The sequence below is a fragment of the Vibrio sabulosilitoris genome (genome assembly GCF_055391395.1).
Genome location: NZ_AP029600.1, coordinates 206,981 through 227,243 on the forward strand (window position 1 = coordinate 206,981; position 20,263 = coordinate 227,243).

Annotated in this window: 18 protein-coding genes and 1 pseudogene; 11 read left to right on the forward strand and 8 right to left on the reverse strand. The window is 48.0% G+C overall.

Annotation, left to right across the window (positions count from 1 at the left end; translation table 11 throughout):
• Positions 1 to 46: 46 nt before the first annotated feature.
• The 3 genes from ACZ5R2_RS16830 to ACZ5R2_RS16840 all read right to left on the reverse strand — a co-directional run bounded on the left by ACZ5R2_RS16830 (position 47) and on the right by ACZ5R2_RS16840 (position 4,384).
• Positions 47 to 1,351: a dicarboxylate/amino acid:cation symporter gene (locus ACZ5R2_RS16830; RefSeq protein WP_464903425.1), complete on the reverse strand. Its 1,305-nt coding sequence runs from the start codon at positions 1,349 to 1,351 to the stop codon at positions 47 to 49.
• Between the two features lie 534 nt (positions 1,352 to 1,885).
• Positions 1,886 to 2,581 carry an HAD family hydrolase gene (locus ACZ5R2_RS16835; protein WP_464903424.1) on the reverse strand — a complete coding sequence of 232 codons (696 nt, stop codon included), beginning with the start codon at positions 2,579 to 2,581 and terminating at the stop codon, positions 1,886 to 1,888.
• A gap of 126 nt (positions 2,582 to 2,707) precedes the next feature.
• The gene (locus tag ACZ5R2_RS16840) at positions 2,708 to 4,384 is read right to left on the reverse strand and encodes an RluA family pseudouridine synthase (protein WP_464903423.1); all 1,677 of its coding nucleotides are present in this window, start codon (positions 4,382 to 4,384) and stop codon (positions 2,708 to 2,710) included.
• Between the two features lie 354 nt (positions 4,385 to 4,738).
• Between ACZ5R2_RS16840 and ACZ5R2_RS16845 the strand changes: the two genes are divergently transcribed.
• Positions 4,739 to 5,416 (forward strand): LuxR C-terminal-related transcriptional regulator, encoded by a 678-nt coding sequence (locus tag ACZ5R2_RS16845; RefSeq protein WP_464903422.1) that lies wholly within the window; start codon positions 4,739 to 4,741, stop codon positions 5,414 to 5,416.
• A gap of 96 nt (positions 5,417 to 5,512) precedes the next feature.
• Here the strand turns inward: ACZ5R2_RS16845 and nadE are convergent, their stop codons facing one another.
• The gene (gene nadE, locus ACZ5R2_RS16850) at positions 5,513 to 6,343 is read right to left on the reverse strand and encodes an ammonia-dependent NAD(+) synthetase (protein ID WP_464903421.1); all 831 of its coding nucleotides are present in this window, start codon (positions 6,341 to 6,343) and stop codon (positions 5,513 to 5,515) included.
• 235 nt (positions 6,344 to 6,578) lie between these two features.
• Here nadE and ACZ5R2_RS16855 point away from each other — a divergent pair, with 235 nt between their 5' ends.
• From ACZ5R2_RS16855 to ACZ5R2_RS16885, 7 genes are all read left to right on the forward strand, one after another.
• Positions 6,579 to 7,091, forward strand: a complete 513-nt coding sequence (locus ACZ5R2_RS16855) for a nicotinate-nicotinamide nucleotide adenylyltransferase (protein WP_464903420.1) — start codon at positions 6,579 to 6,581, stop codon at positions 7,089 to 7,091.
• A gap of 131 nt (positions 7,092 to 7,222) precedes the next feature.
• Positions 7,223 to 7,741: a hypothetical protein gene (locus ACZ5R2_RS16860; RefSeq protein ID WP_464903419.1), complete on the forward strand. Its 519-nt coding sequence runs from the start codon at positions 7,223 to 7,225 to the stop codon at positions 7,739 to 7,741.
• 404 nt (positions 7,742 to 8,145) lie between these two features.
• Positions 8,146 to 8,760 (forward strand): LysE family translocator, encoded by a 615-nt coding sequence (locus ACZ5R2_RS16865; protein ID WP_464903418.1) that lies wholly within the window; start codon positions 8,146 to 8,148, stop codon positions 8,758 to 8,760.
• Positions 8,761 to 8,808: 48 nt separating this feature from the next.
• A complete protein-coding gene (locus tag ACZ5R2_RS16870; protein ID WP_464903417.1) occupies positions 8,809 to 9,789 on the forward strand; it encodes a Gfo/Idh/MocA family protein in 981 nt (326 codons plus the stop codon).
• 19 nt (positions 9,790 to 9,808) lie between these two features.
• On the forward strand, positions 9,809 to 10,210 hold the full coding sequence (locus ACZ5R2_RS16875) for an OsmC family protein (protein ID WP_464903416.1): 402 nt from the start codon (positions 9,809 to 9,811) through the stop codon (positions 10,208 to 10,210).
• A 2-nt stretch (positions 10,211 to 10,212) separates the two neighbouring features.
• Positions 10,213 to 10,560 carry a hypothetical protein gene (locus ACZ5R2_RS16880; protein ID WP_464903415.1) on the forward strand — a complete coding sequence of 116 codons (348 nt, stop codon included), beginning with the start codon at positions 10,213 to 10,215 and terminating at the stop codon, positions 10,558 to 10,560.
• 219 nt (positions 10,561 to 10,779) lie between these two features.
• Complete coding sequence (locus ACZ5R2_RS16885; RefSeq protein ID WP_464903414.1) at positions 10,780 to 10,926, forward strand: hypothetical protein; 147 nt, start codon at positions 10,780 to 10,782, stop codon at positions 10,924 to 10,926.
• Positions 10,927 to 11,115: 189 nt separating this feature from the next.
• Here the strand turns inward: ACZ5R2_RS16885 and ACZ5R2_RS16890 are convergent, their stop codons facing one another.
• From ACZ5R2_RS16890 to ACZ5R2_RS16900, 3 genes are all read right to left on the reverse strand, one after another.
• Entirely contained in the window at positions 11,116 to 12,522 is a 1,407-nt protein-coding gene (locus ACZ5R2_RS16890; RefSeq protein WP_464903413.1) for a response regulator, read from the reverse strand.
• Between the two features lie 128 nt (positions 12,523 to 12,650).
• Entirely contained in the window at positions 12,651 to 13,265 is a 615-nt protein-coding gene (locus ACZ5R2_RS16895; protein WP_464903412.1) for a glutaredoxin family protein, read from the reverse strand.
• Positions 13,266 to 13,456: 191 nt separating this feature from the next.
• The gene (locus tag ACZ5R2_RS16900; RefSeq protein ID WP_464903411.1) at positions 13,457 to 14,344 is read right to left on the reverse strand and encodes a porin; all 888 of its coding nucleotides are present in this window, start codon (positions 14,342 to 14,344) and stop codon (positions 13,457 to 13,459) included.
• 604 nt (positions 14,345 to 14,948) lie between these two features.
• Between ACZ5R2_RS16900 and ACZ5R2_RS16905 the strand changes: the two genes are divergently transcribed.
• Entirely contained in the window at positions 14,949 to 15,950 is a 1,002-nt protein-coding gene (locus tag ACZ5R2_RS16905) for a porin (RefSeq protein ID WP_464903410.1), read from the forward strand.
• A gap of 187 nt (positions 15,951 to 16,137) precedes the next feature.
• On the opposite strand, the gene ACZ5R2_RS16910 is transcribed toward ACZ5R2_RS16905, so the two are convergent.
• Positions 16,138 to 16,752, reverse strand: a complete 615-nt coding sequence (locus tag ACZ5R2_RS16910) for a fumarylacetoacetate hydrolase family protein (protein ID WP_464903409.1) — start codon at positions 16,750 to 16,752, stop codon at positions 16,138 to 16,140.
• A 668-nt stretch (positions 16,753 to 17,420) separates the two neighbouring features.
• On the opposite strand from ACZ5R2_RS16910, the gene coxB reads away from it, so the two are divergent.
• Together coxB and ctaD are read left to right on the forward strand one after the other, a co-directional pair.
• Positions 17,421 to 18,635, forward strand: coding sequence for a cytochrome c oxidase subunit II (coxB, locus tag ACZ5R2_RS16915; protein ID WP_464903408.1), 1,215 nt, complete (start codon positions 17,421 to 17,423; stop codon positions 18,633 to 18,635).
• 65 nt (positions 18,636 to 18,700) lie between these two features.
• A pseudogene (ctaD, locus tag ACZ5R2_RS16920) lies at positions 18,701 to 20,263 on the forward strand (cytochrome c oxidase subunit I); the annotation flags it as partial.

The window sequence follows — 20,263 nt, forward strand, 5'->3', positions numbered from 1 at the left end:
CACTAAAAGCGTCGATGGGCAATTTTACTAACGAAAAATCAGGCGATTACTCCGCAGCAGGTACGAAGTGAACCTCTTCCTCTTTCTCCCCAGCGTGTGGGTCGTTGAAGCGTTCTTTGTCGAGAGCACCTTCGGAGTTTGCAACGATAACCGATGCCGCGCTGTCACCTGTGATGTTGACTGCAGTACGGATCATATCCAGTAGACGGTCAACACCCATGATCAGTGCAATACCCTCTAGAGGTAGGCCGACTTGGTTAAGAACCATGGCAAGCATGATCAGGCCGACACCTGGAACACCCGCGGTACCGACAGAGGCTAGAGTCGCGGTCAAGATAACCGTGATGTAGTCACCCATGGATAGGTCAATATTGAATGCTTGCGCAATAAAAGCGGTTGCCACGCCTTGCATGATGGCAGTGCCGTCCATGTTCACGGTTGCACCGAGAGGCACTGTGAACGACGCTACGCGGTTTTTCACGCCCAGGCGGTTCTTAACGGTTTCCAGCGTGACTGGGATAGTTGCGTTTGATGATGCCGTTGAGAAGGCAAACATAATCGCATCTTCCATCTTACGTAAGAAGGTCATTGGGCTCAGACCGGTCAGTGACTTAAGTAGTACGCCGTAAGTGACGAGTGCGTGCAGCAGCAGGGTACAGGTTAGCACTAGGAAGTAGCCCGCTAGGTTCCAGATAGCATCAAGACCAAGACCTGTGAACAGCTTCGCCATGAGGAAGAACACACCAAACGGAGCGATGTTCATCAGCAGCGCAACCAGCTTCATGATCACTTCGTTAAGATCAGAAAAGACCGACGCGATACGCTTACCCGGCTCACCTGCAGCACTGATGGCAATACCGAATAGGATTGCGAATACGATGATCTGTAGCGTGTTACCCTGCGCCATCGAAGCGATTGGATTTTTCGGGAACATGTTGATGATCACCTGACCCAGAGACGGAGCCTCAGCCGACTGGAAAGTGCTCGCTGCGGCAAGGTCAGCGCCAGCGCCCGGCTGGAACACGGTGCCCATGGTCAGTGCCAGTGTAATGGCCACAGCGGTGGTGAACAGGTAGAAAGCGAGGGTTTTACCGCCCATACGGCCAAGGGTGGTAATGTCCTGTAGTGAGCTGGTACCGCAAACAAGAGAAACAAAAATGAGTGGTACAACCAGCATTTGCAAACTGGAGATAAAGATTTGGCCGCCTACTTCGAATAGGCCATTGACAAGGTATTCATGAACAAAGCTGATATCAGCAAGAAAAGTTCGGATAAAAAAGCCAGTCAATACACCGGTAATCATACCGATAATTACACGACTGGTAAGCGACATTGGTTGCTTGGTATTCATTGTGAACACTCCCTATAGTTTTTTTCTTTGATTCATTCAAAGCGGCTTGAGGTTAACAGCAGTTTATTCCGAAACGAGTGATAGAAAAAAAAGATGTGACCTGTGTCATAGAAAAAATGCCGTATTTTACACTGTGAGAATGGGATGTTTACCGTTGCTTAAAATAAAAAACAGAAATCAAACCTGATTTTTCCTATGTTTAACAAGTGACTGGTTTTTTTGTCATTTTTGATGGCTAATTTCGCGTAAAACTGGCGAGGCAATGATAGTGAGTAAGGTGATAAAAGTAGCTTTGGTGAAGAGAAGAAATGACGGCAGTTTGATGTAACAATTTTGGAGTTAAATCATTTTAAATCAGACGCTTATATTTTGAATTGCAATTAATGAATGAGAGACAATCGGAGATATCAAAGGGGTATTGTTGTGAGGTCCATTTGCTAAGTGTAAACAGGGGAGTGATCAAGCCTCGCCCCTATTTACACTGTTAATTGTTGAAAACTATGCTTTGTCTCGAAGTTTACAATACACAGCTCTCTAGTCGATTTCAGTAACGCAGGTTAGCTCGTCTTCCGCCTCTTGTTTTTTATGCAGTATTGCCAAGGCCTGATCCATAGAGCTTACAATAGTATGGCCGAGGTTTTGTACTTCGGTACAGGGCTCGACTAGGTCTGGGATCTGATAGGTGAGCATATTGGCGGCAACTGCAGCCCTCACACCGTTATTGGAGTCTTCAAACGCGATACATTGCTCTGGCGCGATTCCCAATCGCTTGGCCGCCAACAGGTAGATATCCGGTTGTGGCTTACTTTGAGTGACCTCACACCCTGTGGTGATGTTGTCAAAGTAGTGAGTTAAGCCGGCGAGCTCTAGTTTGATCAACGCCACCTCTTTTTGTGTCGAGGTCGCGACCGCGCAAGGGATATCTTGAGACTTCAACCAATCAAGCATCGCAATCACGCCGGGACGCACCGGGATGGCCTCGTGCAACACCACAGCGTTGTAGCGTTTACGCCACTCATTGTGGAGCAATTGGTAGTCGATATAAGGGGCGTAACCATCGGTTAGGATTTGATTGATGCGCTGGGCATTGCAACCAATGATCGATAAGTAGACCTCCCTGAGGAAAGGGACATCGACCGCTTGGCACGCCTCTTGAAAGACACGCATACAGACCTGCTCGGTGTCGAGCAAGAGTCCATCCATATCAAAAATTGCAGCTTGAGGTTTCATGAGTAACAAATAGCTTAGTGTAATAGGCTGGTATAGTCTCACACTCTGGGATTTCAGCTCAAGCCGCTAGGCTAAGTTACTCACAGAAAGGCTTTTGCAACTAACCTCTTAGAAAAGCTCATGCAGCTAGAAAGCAGCATCGACTTGAAAATGCATCGCTTGCTTGGTGTACGGGTGCTCAAAGCTCAGGCTTTCAGCATGCAGATAGAGACGTTCTGCATGCTGACCGTAAAGGGTATCGCCCAAGATCGGGCTATCAAAACCATCTTGGTGAGCACAGTGGACCCTGAGCTGATGAGTACGCCCTGTGTGCGGATACAAATATAAGGTTGTGCCGCTACTATCTTGGTGCTTGATTTCCCAACTGGTGTGAGCAGGCTTGCCGTGCTCAAAGCATACTAACTGGCGTGGGCGGTCATCAGGATCGCCACGCATTGGCAGATGGATTTCACCATGTTGGGAAGAGACAGTCGCGGCTATCTTAGCGATGTAACGCTTGCTCACCGAACGTGAGATGAACTGCTTTTGCAGGCTTTTGTTAGCGCGGCGAGTCAGGGCAAAAACTAGTAAACCAGAGGTTGCCATATCGAGGCGATGGATCACGAAAGGCCCCTCAACATCACTAAACTGCTGCTGCAGCCGCGTATACGCCGAGTCTTTGATGTGCTTACCCGGCACCGAGAGGAAATTAGCCGGTTTATTGACCACCACGATGGCATCATCTTGGTAGAGGATGTCGAGCTCTTGATCTTTGGCAGGATTATTGAGCAATGGATTGTCATCCACCTCAAGCCCCTCAAGCATATGTGACAAGATGGGGTTGCATTTACTTTGACACGCAGGGTAGAACTGTTTGTGCTTACGGATCTCAGATTTTGGTGAGTTTCCCCACCAAAACTCGGCCAGCGCAATCGGCGCAAGCTGATTTTGGTAGGCGAAATGCAACAGTTTAGGCGCTGCGCACTCTCCTGAGCCTGCGGGCGGTACTGGATTGCTGGTAGACGCAAAGATATCTACGAGATCACGCTGCTCCAGGCGTGCATTAAGGAACCGATAGTGGCGAAACAACTGGTGCTGTAGTCGCTTAGATAGAGTCGCGCGCTGCTGCTTAAGCTCTTCAATCTCAGAGAGTTTACAGCTAAGCAGGTCGCTAACTTGTTCTATTTTCGATTGCCATCGAGCCTTAAGGTGCTTGAGGGCATTTTTATCAGCGACGCTCTGCTTGCCGAGTTGTTGGTTCAGCTCGTCAAGTCGCTCTGCGCTCAGTGGTGGCAGCATTTCTAGCGAAGCTTGGCGGTATTGTTTTCGCTCTGCACGGCGCTGGACGGTATCGAGTCTTAGCGCTTCTATCTCTTTGTCTGCTTGTTGCTCAATGATATGGAGCTGTTGCTTAAGTTCGGGCAGGGTAATGTCTTGCTCGGCGCACTTAAGTGCAGCGGTGACCGTATTTATCTCGACCATCTCTTGGCGAAAGAAGCCTTCACGACTGAGCATATCGAACACTGGCGGGACGAAGCCAAGGTGGTGGTTGCTATCGTCTATTTTCCCTGAAAATCCAGTCAGGAAACCCAACTCACCTTGCCGATTTCTTACCACCAGAACACCGAACATTTTGCCTGTTCCTGATGTATTGTTCAGACCAAACTGATGAGTAAACGGTGAGTGGGGCTGCTCGAGTATCTGCATAAGTTGCGCAGCAGCTTGGACTGCCAGTGGATGCGGCTGATAAAAGAAAGGAAAGGTAAATTTCTCTGGTAGTCCCAGATGGTCAACGGGTTGCTGAAAACGATGAAAGCAAGACATAAAAACGCTGCAGGTTATCAAAAGTCGGCCAAGTTTACTCCAATTGAAGGTGGAGTCCAGTGGCTATGCCCAAGCAAACTTTAAAGTCTGCCTACTAAGATCCCTTGAGAGTAAACTTAGGTACTAAAAACTAACAGTATAGCTAGACATAATAGTCAACGTCTGAGACGAGTATTTATTACTTTTGGCTTATATGTATCAATAAGTAGAAATAGAATGCTCCAATCTTTCAGAATGATGGCGTTCTCTCCCCTTGCGATGGCTGACTGTGCTTCTTTTAAAGTGGTCCGAACGCAGAATTGCACAAAAGAAGTAAAGGACATCAAACGAACAGGGTAGAACGGGGATGTGGTCGTGGACAAAAATAGTGCCGAAATTAAGGCAATGCTGGTGGCCAGTGATGGGCTGCAGTCCAGTTTGCTCAAGGATTCAATCGAGCAACATCTCGCGGTTGCCATCGAGCTCATCGATCCCGAGCAGTTGTTGACACCGCAAATCCAGCAGCAAATCAAAGCGATGGACTTGGTGATTATTGACTACCCAGCGATGTCGGAAGAGCTTGTTGAGCAGTACGATGCGATTAAAGAGCGTCTTGCCTTGTGTGACAAAGAGGTCTTGCTCAATACCCCCCAGGATGTATCGCATACCCAGTTGTTGGATTGGCCAAATCTTGTCGGGTTATTCTACGCATCCGATACTCTCGAGAGATTGGTATACGGTTTTAAACGAATACTGCAAGGCGAGTTATGGATGAGTCGTCGTTTGCTCGCCGAGTATATCCACTTTTACCGAGATAGGCAGCGCCTGATCAAAACCAGCCCCAGCTTTGCGACTTTAACCAAGCGTGAGCAAGAGGTGATTAAACTGCTTGGCGATGGTGCATCTAATACGCAGATTGCAGAGGCCCTTCACGTCAGCGAGAACACCGTCAAAGCGCATCTGCACAACACCTTCAAAAAGCTCAAGGTAAAAAATCGTCTTCAAGCCCTGATTTGGGCGAAAAACAACATCTCAAACAGCGAATATGTTTGATTGGGGAAGAGGCGAGAGGCGAGGGCGGTGGTGGAAGCTCCTCGACTCTCGGTCAGTCATCTCTATTTACGCAGCTCCAGTAGAGCCACTTTTGCGTTAGTCGTAGACCGTTGGGATTGGCTGGCGTTTGTGTTGGGTGACTTGGTAGATACGGATCAGCGTTTGTTTTGCTTCATCGCTGACAGGTTTGCCTTCTAGGAAGTCATCAATCTGATCATAAGTAAGATTCAGCGCATCTTCGTCAGCTTTTTGTGGACTGAGTTCCTCAAGGTCGGCAGTTGGTGTTTTCTTCACCAATAGCTCTGGAGCGCCGAGGCTTGCGGCGAGCTGGCGCACTTGGCGTTTACTTAGGCCAAACAGTGGGGCGAGATCGCAGGCGCCATCACCAAACTTAGTGTAAAAACCCGTGATATTTTCCGCCGAATGGTCAGTCCCTAATACCAGTCCGCCTACGTAGCCAGCAATCTCGTACTGGGCGACCATACGGGCACGCGCCTTAACATTGCCTTTGACAAAATCAACCTTAGCTGGGTCTTGTGGTAGCAGACCTGTTCCCTCTAGTGCCGTGTGCGTCGCAGCATGAATACCATCGACACCAGCCTTGATATTCACTGACACAGAGTGTGACGGCTGGATAAAGCTCAGTGCTAACTGTGCTTCGTCTTCGTCTTTCTGTTCACCATAAGGCAGACGAACGGCAACAAATTGGTACGCCTCAGAGCCTTGCTCTTGATTAAGCTCATCCACTGCAAGTTGTGCCAAGCGGCCACATGTGGTCGAGTCAATGCCACCACTGATACCGAGCACGACTGCTTTACAGCCAGATTCGATAAGTTTTTGTTTGATAAAGTTGACGCGACGCGTGATCTCAAAATCAACGTCAATCTCAGGTAGGACGCGCATTTCTTCGCGGATCGGTTGTTCCATTGCTATTCCCTTGATTCCCACATATACCAACAAAGCCACAACGCATAATTTATAGATAGCGTGCGCCAAAGCAATTCAGGTATAAAAATTGAAGTAACTCGTAGTATGATAAGCCAAGTTATTGCCCCAAGTCACTCGGTGTTGGCGAACTTGATGACTTTTTTCGAGCGGTGGAATTGCTTTACTGGCATGACTGCTGCGCCATTACTTGCTGACTTTGATTAATGTTGATTCTATGAATAAGAAAGTAGCGCTTTTTGGTAGCGCGTTTAACCCGCCTAGTCTGGGTCATAAGAGTGTGATTGAATCCTTACTCCATTTCGATCAAGTGTGGCTTGTACCGAGTATCGCCCACGCCTGGGGAAAATCAATGTTGGACTATTCGAAACGCTGCCAACTTGTTGATGCTTTTATTTCGGATCTGGGACACGAGAAGATCTTGCGATCAACGATAGAGGAGAGCTTGTATCAACCAGGAGAGAGCGTCACCACGTTTGCGGTTCTTGATGCCCTGTCTGTTCAACATCCAGATATCGACTTCACCTTTGTTTTAGGTCCGGATAACTTATTCAATTTTGCCAAGTTCTACCGCGCTGAAGATATTGTTAAGCGCTGGTCGGTATTGGCGTGTCCTGAGAAAATAGCGGTTCGTAGTACAGATATTCGCCATGCCGTTGCGAATGGACAGTCGATAATGCACTTAACCACGCCAAGCGTTACCCAAATGCTAAAGAATATTCAGTTCTAGCCGATTAATAACTAAACTTAGAGCGCAGACGAAGCACGTTTTGTTAATTTGTGCTAGTCAGTTTATGATATTGTTATTAATTGTCGTTTTTAAGATCTTGTTACTAGGCTTGTTTTGGGGTTGGGAATTATATGTTTACGGGAAAACCATCTCTCGTTGTCATTTTAGCTTTGGGGGCAATCAGCGCCCCAGTGCACGCGTGTGATCTATTTGATACTCGCTACCCTGCCCAATCTCATCACGGCGTGGATTCTGTCGTGATGAAAAGCCCCGGGGTCTGTTTTTCAGTAAAAGACGGCATGGATTACGTTGCTAACACCTTCTCTGCCCTAAGAGTGAAGCCAGGTAGCAACCAGTTTGATGTCGGTACCTCCTACTGGGATCAATGGCTTATCTCTGGTGAGTATGCGCCATTTTTGACTCAACGCCTGTCGAATAATTACTTTGGTGTTGGGGTTTGGCTTCCTGAAGAGTTAGAGCAGGATGTTCACATGATGACCTATGAAGAGTGGCTGTTAAGCCATGGCTTGCAATTTAGCTTTGGTATTGGTGATAAAAGTGCCGGAGAACCACGTCTTAGGTTCGACTATCGCTGGCATGAAAGCTATCAGGGCGATATCTTTATGCAGTTTGAAATCCCCATCGACTAGAGTATTACTTCCTGTTAGTGCCGGAGGGTGACCGTTTTCTCCTATTCTCAATGGGGCATGCTGTTTAGTGATACTGCTTCTCATCACTGCTGTTCAAATTACTCAGTGGCAAATAGCTGGAGAGAGACCCGCAGGGCTGGCAGGCTGCCTTGCAACTCGATTTTTGTAATTCGCATCAATTCTGACCTTGCCTTTGATTCATAACCCAAGTTTGGCCGTTTTGGGCCGGGGCTGCGTTCATTATTGGTTGCCGCCATCCCGCCTAGATGATTAAAGTACCGACAAAAAAGATGAATAAGTTAGAAAACAGTGATAAAAAACAGAAAGTTCTAGTCTGATGTCATACCCAAGTGGTCTCAAATGCTGTCTTGGATATCGGTATTTCTGTTTTAGGGATAGAAGCGATGACGCTATCAATTTGGTTTTCATTATTTTTGGTCTGTTTGTTAGGGGCAATGTCGCCGGGGCCGAGCCTCGCTATGGTGGCAAAACACAGTTTAGCGGGGGGACGAATCAACGGCCTTGCTACCGCTTGGGCGCATGCAATAGGAATTGGCTTTTATGCCATGATTACCATCACCGGCCTCGGCGTTCTGCTTGAACAAGCACCAGTGGTGTTTAAAATCATCACCTTGCTTGGTGCTGGTTATCTTGCTTATCTAGGCTGGAACGCGCTGCGCTCAAAGGGTGGAGTGGTAGAGAAGCTAGAGAAAGGGCAACCGACATCCGCCTGGCAGGCGGCGCGAGAAGGACTGATGATTGCGCTACTCAGTCCGAAAATTATGGTGTTTTTTACCGCACTGTTCAGCCAATTTGTCGCTCTGGCCGACTCGCTTGCCAACCATGCTGTAATTGTTCTGACGCCGTTAATTGTCGATGGTCTTTGGTATACCTTGATTACTTTACTCCTTTCTAGCGCAGCCCTATTAGAGCGGGTGCGCTCGCGTGCACAGCTGATTGACCGTCTCACCGGGGTGGTGTTGATCGCACTCGCGATCAGGGTTGTGGCGACGCTGTGAGTCACCCTATAGCAATCAGAATAAGGCTAATGGGTTTAGGAGATAGATATGATACGTTTGGCCGTTATCGGTACCAATTGGATTAGCGATCGCTTTGTTGCGGCAGCGCTAAAAAGTGGTGAGTATACGCTCACTGCGGTTTACTCGCGTAAACTGGCCAGTGCCAAGCAGTTTGGGAGAAAATACACGGCAAAATATTACTTTGATTGCCTTGAATCTCTGGCAGCAAGCGCAGAAGTGGATGCGGTTTATATTGCTAGCCCCAACTCGCTGCATGCCTCTCAGGCCATGATCATGATGCGACAGGGCAAGCATGTCATGGTTGAAAAGCCGATGGCCTCGAATATTCGCCAGGTTGAGCAGATGTTTGAGGTGGCAAAGGCGAGTAACGTGGTGTTATTTGAGGCTTACATGGCGCCATTTACTCCTAACTTTCAGCTTGCTAAGCAGGCAGTTGAAAGCATTGGGCCAGTGCGATTGGCCCACCTCAGTTATTGCCAATACTCCTCTCGCTATCAAAAATATCTCGACGGAGAAAACCCCAATACGTTTAACCTTGAGTTCTCTAATGGCTCGATCATGGATATTGGTTACTATTGCGTAGGTGCGGCGGTGGAATTATTTGGTGCACCTGATACCATTCATGCCAGTGCGCATCGCCTTGACTCTGGTGTCGATGGTAGCGGCAGTGTCATTTTGTCCTATCCTCAGTTTAACGTCGTGCTCTCCCACTCTAAAACCAGTGATGCGCAGACACCGAGTGAGATTCAGGGAGAGTCGGGGAGTGTACTGATCGACATGGTCTCGTTTGGGCGCCGTGTTGAGCGTATCCGCCGTGGTGGACCGTGCGAGGACTTGACCGTGGCACAAGACGACAACCCAATGCTGTATGAGGCGCGGGTGTTTGCCAATCAAGTCACGAAAAACAAGATGACAACAGAGTATATCGAGCGATCGTTGCTGGTGGCTCAAATCATTACCGACATTCGCCATCAGACCGGGGTGATCTTCCCGGCAGATAGCCAATAGCAATTTAAGAGAAACACAGATGCAAGCAGAAGTTAAATGGATTGAGGACTTTAAGTTCTTGGGACAGTCCCAGTCCGGTCACTCCGTGGTGATGGATGGCAATGGTGGGGCAACGGCGCCAAGCCCGATGGAGATGGTGCTGATGGCAGCAGGTGGCTGTAGCTCCGTTGATATGGTCGATGGATTAAAAACGGCGCAGCAAGCGGTCACTGAGTGTGTGGCAAGCTTGAGCACAGAGCGTCGTGAAACTGCGCCGCGTATTTTCACCAAGGTGAATATCCACTTTGTCGTCAAGGGTGACAAGCTTGACCCGAACATTGTTGAAAAAGTGGCAGCAGACTCACTAGAGAAATACTGCTCAGTATGCTTAATGCTGGGTGAAGGGGTTGAAATGACGCACAGCTGGGAGATCGTGGAGTAATTATGCAGCACAACGAATTTGAACAACTGGTTAAACAGCTTTGCCAACTTGCTGACTTGCCAAGTGCACTCAACGCCCTAAAGGCCGTTGAAGATAAGGATGTTGCCGAGGCGGCGCAAGGCCTGACTGGGCAGTTTGCCCTTGCTGAGGTAGAGGGCGAGCAGCGCATCTACCATGTGACTACGCAAGCCGACGATGAAGGTAACGAGCAAGAGTATGTCGAGCATGTGATGAATGAAGGGGATGATATCATCCGCTTTGTTGCCTGGTTCTTTGACAGTCAGTTTGAGGTTAAGGTGAAAGAAACTTACCAAGCTGCGGGTAAGACTTATCGTCAGCCCAAACGGTAAAGACAGGGGCGGGGAGCGTGGTTCACTTTGTTCCGAGGTGCGAGTGGTAGGTAGCTAGAGTTTAGGCTTGTGCCTTTGTCTCATTGATCGATCTCGCAATAGATGTCCTTACGTTGATATTTGATTTTATAAAAATGTGACCAATGTCTTGTTTTGTGCTTGTTGTGGCGTATAATTCGTCGCGATTTGAAAGTTAATTACAATTCATAAGGCAAGACGATGACAGGTCACAATGAACTGGGTTCGGTTTACATTAACCACCAAATTGCCAAGCGCATTCTTGAAGAGTCGTTTTACGGTGCAGCCACTGCAAAAGTGAAAAAGCCATCAATGCTTAAACGCCTATTTAAGAAAACCAGCAAGTAGCGGTCTGTTGGCACCGATGTGCAAACAGCAGCCGAGCTTAAGGTAGAGAAGATCACAGCGCGGATGGTTGTGGACAGTTACTCTCCCTTATTCTTTAGTGGAGAGCTTTTTTTGCTAAAGATTGGCGACAAGGATTTTGACCCCGAGAGTTTAGGCTCTCGGGGTTTTGTCTTTTCTGGGTGTTCAGTATTATGAACTAGTTGTCTGAGGTGCGATTAAAGCCGTGGACTTCTCTTCTTTAGGAATGAGCTTGCGGTACTCGTGATAGTTCTGCAATAGCCTTTCTGTTTCTTCATCAAACACACTTCGCTTGTCGATTTCATCGGCGACTTTGTTGGCGAACCAGAGTTCATTGTAGAAGTGCAGCTTGAAGTAACACTCGATAAGTAAGCATGTCGGGACTTTAGCGACATCATCGATAAAAGGCAAAACTGCCGATAGCAGGATTTTTTTTGCCTCTTTATGGCGAGCTTGTTGATGACGAACCCCAATAACGAACAGCTGTTTATACAGCTCAAGTGAGCGGCGTTGTGCGTGGGATAGGCGTTGATGAGTGAGGCTAAAGATGTCGTTTACTTGGTTGGTAAAGTGCTCTCGTTTGTCTGCTACCATCAGTTGTGAGAAGGCTTGTTGCAGACACTGACCATACGCCACCATAGCGCTTATCCATGATATGTCTGCAATCGATAAGGAGTTGGCGTAAAGGCGGCCGACTTCAATCAATCTATCCCACTTGTTGAGCTCAGTTGCCAGCCTGGCGGCACAAATCGCTCGACTGCTTAGGCTCGGCGTTTTATCAAAGGCGAGTCTAGCGTAGCGATAAGCTTGGTCATAGTGACCATTTTCAGTATAAAGCTGGCAGACAAGATCAATGACTTTGATCGCTAGCGGGTTATCGCGAACATAGTCCTCGGCCAAGCTCAGGGCTTGGGTGATATCTCCTTGATTAGCCAGCAGGCGTGCTTTGGCTATCAGCTTTTGAGCATGTACAGGCAGTGGTGAGTGTGCAAGCCAACGGGTAAGGTGTTCCCAGCGTTGTTGGGAGATCAGGGTTTGTAGTATGTAGCTTTCTGCCAATACTGGCGTTGGCGCTCGAGTCACAATTTTGACCAAACTCAACTCATCGTATTGAGTAGGGTCTTGCGCATGCTCCCCAAATAATAGGTCTTCGAGTTGACGCAACGCTAGTTGGTCACGATGAACCTGCATTAAACGCTTGGAAAGATCGGCGGGTTTAAACGGCTTTTTCATAAAGTGCGGGATCTGATCTGACAGGCCCGTCAGCACAGTCTCTTTGCTGCTATCGCTCGAAATCAGCAATAGCCCAGTACTGCGACTAATCAACTTGCGACGAGAAAAGATGGTCGCCAGTTGAGTACCCGTGACCGATTGATCGAGATGGTAATCAAGCAAAATGACATCGTATCGGTGCGTACCCACCAGCGAAAGTGCCTCGTGATAATTGGTTGCACTGCGTACTTTTTGGACACCGATCTGTTTGAGCTGCTGCTTAAATAGGAGAAGTGAGGCACTGCAGTCATCAACAACCAGTACAGATAGGTTTTCCAAGGATTGGTCTTTATTATTGTTAGTCACCAATACCTCGCCCTAAAAATCCCTTTGGTGTTAAAAGTATAGGAGGCGCTTTGCGATTTCTCCGCAAAAAAACAGCAAAATAATACCCGAGTACTCGGGCATTATGCGGCACAATTCATGTTGGATTTTTAGCTGGCACGTGAGTCGATATTAACAATATTGTCTGGTTGCAAATGCTCATCGCGCTTTTTTAGGTGCGTCTCTAGCTTGTCAAAGCCACCGACATATTCACCATCAAGCCAAATCTGTGGAACGGTCACTGGCGTTTTCTCACCAATAATGGCTTTGACCTCAGGGATCATTCGATACAGTGCTGCGCTGTCACGCACAACGTCAAAGTAGTTGTAATCGATGTTTGCCTCATCCAGTGCTTGCTTGGCTTTGACACAGTATGGGCAAGTCGCCTTGCCAAACACGACATTACCTTTGAGCTCATCTTGCTGTGCCCACTGAGCGATGATTGATTGTACCAGCACACCGCGATTCAGCGCTTCACCCTGACTGATGATCTTGCCCTCAACCATGATGATTGGGGCATGCCAACCTCCGGCTTTTAGTGGCTCCCACCAGTGTGATAACCAATCTTTTGTCTCAAGCTCAATTGGAATACCCGCTAATTCGCCCTCAAAGGTGTCTTTGAGGATATCTTTAGTTAGCGTGCACTCACCACACGGAATATTGACCTTAAATGGTCCCCAGCTTCCTGCCCAGCGATATAGGGTGACTTTGATTGGTGTTGGCATGGTGAATTCCTTTTTTATGAGTTGGTTACAGTATAGGAAAGGCGGCAGAAGAATTTTATTTCAAAATTTGTGTTTAGATACAAAAAGGGCGACGAGGCAGTACTTTGGGGTGTGGCTAAAAATTAAAAAGGCCGAGCGGGGGCTCGACCTTTTGGATAAGGGATAGTTTGTCAGAACGATGTTATGACTGATTAGAAGTCGTAACGTAGGCCAACACGTAGTTTGCTGTTGTCGCTGTCGTCTAGGTCAAATTGGTATGCAGCGTAAGTACGCATGTTGCTGTTGAAGCGGTAAACTGCGCCTAGTTCAGCAATGTCAGTGTCAGTGTTGTCATCAACTTCTTTATTCGCGTACATCGCTTGAAGAGCAATGTTAGAAGCTACTTTATATTCACCAGCAAGCTCGATAGTAGTGAAGTCGTCACCATCTTTATCTTCACCAGTACCGAAAGTAGCACCAATGTATAGAGCGTCTAATGAGTATGCTAAACCTGCAATCAACTCGTTTTGGTCATCTTGAGCTGAGTAGCCAAGACCAAGGTCAAGACCCATTGGCAGTGCATAGATTGCCGCTAGAGAGAAAGCGTCATCTGCGTTAGAACCAGCGTAAGTAACACCAACTTGTAGTGCGTCAAAGTTAGCGTTGTATGCTAGAACACCCGTTTGCTTGTCAGAACTCGCATTGATGTTTTGTTGGTTACCAGAGAAAGTAGTGATGTCCGAGATATTAGAGATCATTACTGCTGCTTGGTCCTGTGTACCTGCAGAGAATGCACCGAAGTTAGTATCTAGACCAGCGAACATGTAACGGTTTTTAAACTCTGCTCCAGCTTCTTGCTCTGCTTCGTAAAAACCAAATGCAGTTAGGTCTTCAGACACCTGAGATGAGCCTTTCACATTCAGGCGTGCACGAGTTTTGTCAGCGATAGTATTGTCATCGTCCGACTGGATATCACCACGGAATTCAACGCGACCGCCAACTGAAAGCTCAGTACCGTCGTTGCTGTATACAGTTGCAGCAACTGTAGATGTAGAAGCTAGAGCTAGAAAAAGTGCACTTGCCACTGCTGAAGTTTTCATTGTCATTTACCTTATTTATTAGATATGAGCTTTCATGCTCGTACGAAAGATGGTGCCTAAGTTAGAAGGATTGGATGACACTTTCATGGCTGATATGTGACACTTTGATGTCATTGTTGATTTGCTTAAGTAAATGAGTTGGTTGGTTTTTTTGTCTAAAGATTGCTCATTTTGACGTCAAATAAGTGGTCGGATCTCTATGCTAGAAAGGCACTAAAAGTGCATTACTATTCACGCCAAAATCAATCGAGTGTGATCTTAGTTCCGTACAGTTTGTGCGCTGGCTCATAAAAAACCTAAAGAGTGTGTAATTGAGGTTTTTATGTTTTTGTTTATGTGTCTGATTTTTATGATTTTATGGGTTTTATAAAATGTGTTTTGTTCGTTTTTGATTGTTTTATGGAACTTTTATGACGTTCGTGTGTAGAGTCGATGTCACTGGTTAATTGCTCTTAAGTCATTGCGACTGACAAGATGGATTCTTGTGAAACTCAATGAATTAGGCGTTTATCATTTCGCGAACCGGCATGAAGTGAAGGCGCTTTTTGGGCTCTCCTATAAAAAGCAGAGTGTCGGTGACCAAGAAAAAAATATGGACTTTAAAATGAACAAAAAAATTCTAGCGATCGCTATCGCAGCGACTACTACTTTCGGCGCTCAAGCTTTTGAACTTTACAACGAGGACGGTACAACGTTCTCTATCAGCGGTCACGTTTCTGCTAACCTAAATGGCGGCGATAAGATCGTTGTTAAAGGCAAAGAAGTCGACAAAAAAACAGAAGTAGGTACGACTTCATCTCGTATCAACATGACGGCAACTCAAGAACTAGACAACGGTTTCACTGTTGACGCGCGTGGTGAGTGGGCACTTAACTTCCTTAACGGTGGTGAAAACTCATTCACTACTCGTCTAGGTTACATGGGTCTGACTCACGAAGACCTAGGTCGTGCAGTAGTGGGTACTCAGTGGGCACCATACTACGACGTTGCTTCTGTAACTGATATGCCAATCGCATTCGCAAACGGCTTCCTATACAGCGGTGTTGAAGGTGCTGGTTTCACTAAGACTGGTCAAACCCGTGCTGATAAAATGGTTTCTTACCGTAACGGTGTAGAGCTAGGTGATGCTGGTTCAATTGGCTTCGGTGCAGGTTGGCAAGGTGCTGAGCATCCTACTGGTCAACGTGCTCAAATCGCTCTAACTTACTCTGTCGCAGGCGCGCAGCTTGGTTATGCATACAACACAGGTACAGTAAGTGGCGATGACGTAACTTTCAACGTACTATCTGCTAAGTACGGTTCTTACGGCAACGGTCTATACGTAGCTGGTATTTACCAAATGACTGAAGAAAAGAACCTAGACACAGATTCTTACGAAGTTGTTGCAGCTTACGCATTGCCAAGCAGCCTAAATTTCAGCATCAACTACGAAGTAGTAGAAGCTGATGCAAAAGGCGTACGCTCTGTAACTGAAACTGAAGTTATGGCTATTAACGCTGAGTACAACTTCGCGCCAAACGTTGTTGGTTACACAGGTTACCAGTTTGACCTAAACGACAACAGCAACACTGATGCTTGGGCACTAGGTGCTCGTATCTATCTATAATCTAGGTTGATATAGAAAAGATTCAAAAACGGAGTGGGCAACCACTCCGTTTTTTTATGCGGAAAAGCAGAGTCGTGAAAAAGCATAGCCGAGAGTCGAGGTCGTTTCACTGCGAGTACGCTTCGCTTGAGGCGGTGGAACACTTGACAGTGGTTGTCTGATTTAGAAAATGTTCTCGCTCGCTTCTCTACTGCGCAACCCACTCCGTCTCAATCAGAGTCTTATCCCCTAGCTTAAGACAAACCCGAAACACATCCCTGCGATGTACAACTCCCACACCACTCGGCGTGCCGGTCATAATCACATCACCATCTTGAAGCGTGGTATAGCTCTTAAGCTCAGCAAGAATTATTGCCGGTGGATACAGCATCTGCTCCACATGCCCGCACTGCACTCTAACGCAATTGACATACAGCTCAATCTGCAGGTTGTTGATATCGATTTCTTGAGTTGCTATGAAACGGCTAAATACCGCCGAGCCATCAAATGCCTTTGCGCGCTCCCAAGGTAACCCTTTTTGCTTTAGTCGACCTTGCAGCTCACGTTTAGTTAGGTCTAAACCAACCCCCACTGCAGCCAGTCTCCCCAGCTGGTAAAGAAAACAGATCTCTGCTTCATAGTGCAATGGCTCTTGATGCTGGGCACTTAATTGCTGTGCAATAGAGGTCGCTGGCTTGTTAAACACCACCATCTCATCAGGAATCGAATTACCCAGTTCTTTGATATGTTCCACATAGTTCCGTCCCACACAGAGTATCTTACTCGGCTCTATCAACTGCTCTCCATAGCGTACAGTGGTCATAACAATCTCTCATTCAATACAACTAAGGCCTCGTATTGTATGAAAATATCCATGACAGTTCAGTTAAGCCTGTTCAATTCTGGGAGCAGAATCGATAGGCACCGGCAGAGGCGAGAATCGAGATCGGGCTTTGCCCTGCGAGAGGCGAGGTCAGAGTCGAGAGTCGAGATCGTTTCACTGCGAGTACGCTTCGCTCGAGGTGGCGTAGCACTAGATAGTGGTGGTAAAGGTTGGAAATAGGTTGACAGTATTATGTCAACACCGCAAATTTGCTCGCCTCTCGCCTCTCGCCTCTCGCCTCTCGCCTCTCGCCTCTCGCCTCTCGCCTCTCGCCTCTCGCCTCTCGCCTCTCGCCTCTCGCCTCTCGCCTCTCGCCTCTCGCCTCTCGCCTCTCGCCTCTCGCCTCTCGCCTCTCGCCTCTCGCCTCTCGCCTCTCGCCTCTCGCCTCTCGCCTCTCGCTATTTTGTTGGTCGATTTCTTGCGCATTCTCGTATCTTTAACTAGCGTTTATTAACATAAAAATAACATCTTATGTTGTTTGTGAAGTAACAGTCATTGGGACTGGATGGTACGACTCGAGCAGGGATACAAGGACTAGCGCACGGGTTGACAGTTCTACTGACTTTTTCCAATTCCTATATTGGTGGGAACGCTAAGGAGCAAAACAAATGCGAGTTCACATGGACTGGCGCAGACTCTTGTTGAGACTGTCCTCTGCGGCTATTGCCGTGCACTTTTGGCTGTTGTCTTTTATTGCAAGCGCGAGTGAAGAGCCTTCAACCAGTATGAGTCGTTACAACCTCACTCAGGGCGTGACAGAGATAAGCGGGAAGGTCTACGACCTGCATATGTTGATCTTCTATATCTGTTGCGCGATAGCTTTGGTGGTGTTTGGCGTGATGTTTTACTCCATCTTCAAACATCGAAAGTCAAAAGGGGCCGTGGCTGCTCACTTTCACGAGAGCACTAAAGTCGAGATTATCTGGACGGTGATCCCGGTGCTTATTTTGATTGGTATGGCTATACCAGCGACCACAACCTTGATCGCGATGGAAGACACATCTCAATCGGACATGACGGTCAAGGTCACGGGCTCACAGTGGAAATGGCATTACGATTATCTTGATGAAGGCGTCTCTTTCTTTAGCTTACTTGCTACCGATCAAAAGCAGATTGATGGTTTAGAAGCCAAAGGAGCCCATTACCTGCTGGAGGTAGACAATCCATTGGTTGTCCCGATTGCTAAGAAGATACGTTTTCTCCTTACCTCAGACGATGTCATCCATTCTTGGTGGGTGCCCGATTTTGCGGTCAAAAAAGACACCATTCCCGGTTTTATCAACGAAGCATGGACGCAGATTGACGAGCCAGGGGTGTATCGCGGGCAATGTGCGGAGTTGTGCGGTAAGGCGCACGGTTTTATGCCGATTGTAGTACACGCGATGGAACAAGACGATTATGACCAGTGGCTGGCAGGCAAGAAGCAAGAGCTGGCACTGGCGCAAGAGCAAGCGGCGGCTGCACTTGCCAACAATCTCAGTATGGAAGACCTGATGTCTCAGGGTGAGGCGGTTTACAGCGGACGCTGTGCGGTATGTCACCAAGCGAGCGGTGAGGGGATCCCTGGGGCATTTCCGGCCATTAAAGGCAGTGCGATTGCGCTTGGCGATGTTTCCGAGCATATCGATATTATTGTCAATGGACGCGCTGGAACGGCGATGCAGGCGTTCGATAACCAGCTGACCGAGCAGGAGATCGCTGCGGTGATCACCTATCAACGTAATGCCTGGGGTAACGACACCGGTGAAACCATTCAGGCATCGGATATTAATCAATTTAAGCAAGGCACAGGCTCAGCAGCACCTGCCAAGGAGGCACAATGAGCAAACACATCAACCAGCCGACCAAACAATCGGCAGCGGACGAGGTGCTTGGTGGTGGGCATGCCCATGATGATCACGACGCGCATGGTCCTGCCAAGGGGATTGCGCGCTGGATTTACTCAACCAGCCACAAAGACATAGGTACGCTCTATCTGTGGTTTAGCTTTATTATGTTTTTGACTGGCGGCGCGATGGCGATGATCATTCGCGCTGAGCTGTTCCAGCCTGGCTTGCAATTGGTTGAGCCGCAGTTTTTTAACCAGATGACCACGGTCCATGGTTTGATCATGGTGTTTGGAGCGGTTATGCCTGCCTTTACCGGTTTGGCCAACTGGATGATTCCGATGATGATCGGGGCTCCAGATATGGCGCTGCCACGGATGAATAACCTCAGTTTTTGGATTCTTCCTTTTGCCTTTTTAATCCTGTTGGCTTCGCTATTCATGCCCGGTGGCGGTCCAGACTTTGGTTGGACATTCTATGCACCGCTATCGACGACTTATGGTCCTGACAGTACCGCGTTGTTTGTGTTCTCCGTGCACATAATGGGGATCAGCTCAATCATGGGGGCGATTAACGTTATTGTTACTATCGTCAACATGCGTGCACCAGGCATGGGGTGGTTTAAGATGCCGCTATTCGTTTGGACCTGGTTGATCACCGCATTCCTGCTCATAGCGGTAATGCCGGTGCTCGCTGGCGCGGTGACCATGGTGCTGACGGATAAATACTTCGGCACCAGCTTCTTTGATGCCGCAGGCGGTGGCGATCCTGTGATGTTCCAGCATATCTTCTGGTTCTTTGGTCACCCTGAGGTGTACATCATGATCTTGCCGTCATTCGGTATTATCTCGGCGATCGTGCCTGCGTTTAGCGGTAAGAAGCTGTTTGGTTACCACTCGATGGTGTACGCAACCTGCTCAATCGCTTTGCTGTCCTTTTTGGTATGGGCGCACCATATGTTCACCACTGGGATGCCGGTGTTTGCCGAACTGTTCTTTATGTACTGCACTATGCTGATTGCGGTGCCGACTGGGGTTAAGGTGTTCAACTGGGTGGCGACAATGTGGCGTGGGGCGATGACTTTTGAGACGCCGATGCTGTTTGCGATCGCCTTTATTGTCCTTTTCACCATAGGTGGTTTCTCTGGGCTGATGCTGGCGATTGTTCCGGCTGATTTCCAGTATCATGACACCTATTTCGTGGTCGCACATTTCCATTACGTATTAGTCTCGGGAGCGGTGTTCTCAATCATGGCTGCCGCCTATTACTGGCTGCCTAAATGGACTGGCCATATGTATGATCACAAGCTCAGCTTGTGGCACTTCTGGTGCTCGGTTATCTCGGTTAATCTGCTATTCTTCCCGATGCATTTCTTAGGACTCGCTGGTATGCCGCGGCGTATCCCGGACTATGCTATCCAGTTCGCTGATGTGAACCAGATAGTCTCGATTGGTGGTTTTGCCTTTGGCTTGTCACAGCTGATCTTCCTGTGGGTTGTGATCAAGTGCATCCGTGGTGGCGACGCGGCACAAGCGAAAGTCTGGGAGCGTGCTGAGGGGCTAGAATGGACAGTGCCGAGCCCTGCTCCGCACCATACCTTTGAGACGCCACCAAAGGTGGACTAG

What these genes read in the sequence shown, in the direction of transcription:
- ACZ5R2_RS16865 (WP_464903418.1), top strand. Translation starts at nt 8,146, where the DNA reads ATGACGCTATCAATTTGGTTTTCATTATTTTTGGTCTGTTTGTTAGGG.
- ACZ5R2_RS16895 (WP_464903412.1), bottom strand. Translation starts at nt 13,265, where the DNA reads ATGCCAACACCAATCAAAGTCACCCTATATCGCTGGGCAGGAAGCTGG.
- ACZ5R2_RS16910 (WP_464903409.1), bottom strand. Translation starts at nt 16,752, where the DNA reads ATGACCACTGTACGCTATGGAGAGCAGTTGATAGAGCCGAGTAAGATA.
- ACZ5R2_RS16840 (WP_464903423.1), bottom strand. Translation starts at nt 4,384, where the DNA reads ATGTCTTGCTTTCATCGTTTTCAGCAACCCGTTGACCATCTGGGACTA.
- nadE (WP_464903421.1), bottom strand. Translation starts at nt 6,343, where the DNA reads ATGGAACAACCGATCCGCGAAGAAATGCGCGTCCTACCTGAGATTGAC.
- ACZ5R2_RS16855 (WP_464903420.1), top strand. Translation starts at nt 6,579, where the DNA reads ATGAATAAGAAAGTAGCGCTTTTTGGTAGCGCGTTTAACCCGCCTAGT.
- ACZ5R2_RS16900 (WP_464903411.1), bottom strand. Translation starts at nt 14,344, where the DNA reads ATGAAAACTTCAGCAGTGGCAAGTGCACTTTTTCTAGCTCTAGCTTCT.
- ACZ5R2_RS16870 (WP_464903417.1), top strand. Translation starts at nt 8,809, where the DNA reads ATGATACGTTTGGCCGTTATCGGTACCAATTGGATTAGCGATCGCTTT.
- ACZ5R2_RS16875 (WP_464903416.1), top strand. Translation starts at nt 9,809, where the DNA reads ATGCAAGCAGAAGTTAAATGGATTGAGGACTTTAAGTTCTTGGGACAG.
- ACZ5R2_RS16830 (WP_464903425.1), bottom strand. Translation starts at nt 1,351, where the DNA reads ATGAATACCAAGCAACCAATGTCGCTTACCAGTCGTGTAATTATCGGT.
- ACZ5R2_RS16905 (WP_464903410.1), top strand. Translation starts at nt 14,949, where the DNA reads ATGAACAAAAAAATTCTAGCGATCGCTATCGCAGCGACTACTACTTTC.
- ACZ5R2_RS16835 (WP_464903424.1), bottom strand. Translation starts at nt 2,581, where the DNA reads ATGAAACCTCAAGCTGCAATTTTTGATATGGATGGACTCTTGCTCGAC.
- ACZ5R2_RS16880 (WP_464903415.1), top strand. Translation starts at nt 10,213, where the DNA reads ATGCAGCACAACGAATTTGAACAACTGGTTAAACAGCTTTGCCAACTT.
- ACZ5R2_RS16860 (WP_464903419.1), top strand. Translation starts at nt 7,223, where the DNA reads ATGTTTACGGGAAAACCATCTCTCGTTGTCATTTTAGCTTTGGGGGCA.
- ACZ5R2_RS16885 (WP_464903414.1), top strand. Translation starts at nt 10,780, where the DNA reads ATGACAGGTCACAATGAACTGGGTTCGGTTTACATTAACCACCAAATT.
- coxB (WP_464903408.1), top strand. Translation starts at nt 17,421, where the DNA reads ATGCGAGTTCACATGGACTGGCGCAGACTCTTGTTGAGACTGTCCTCT.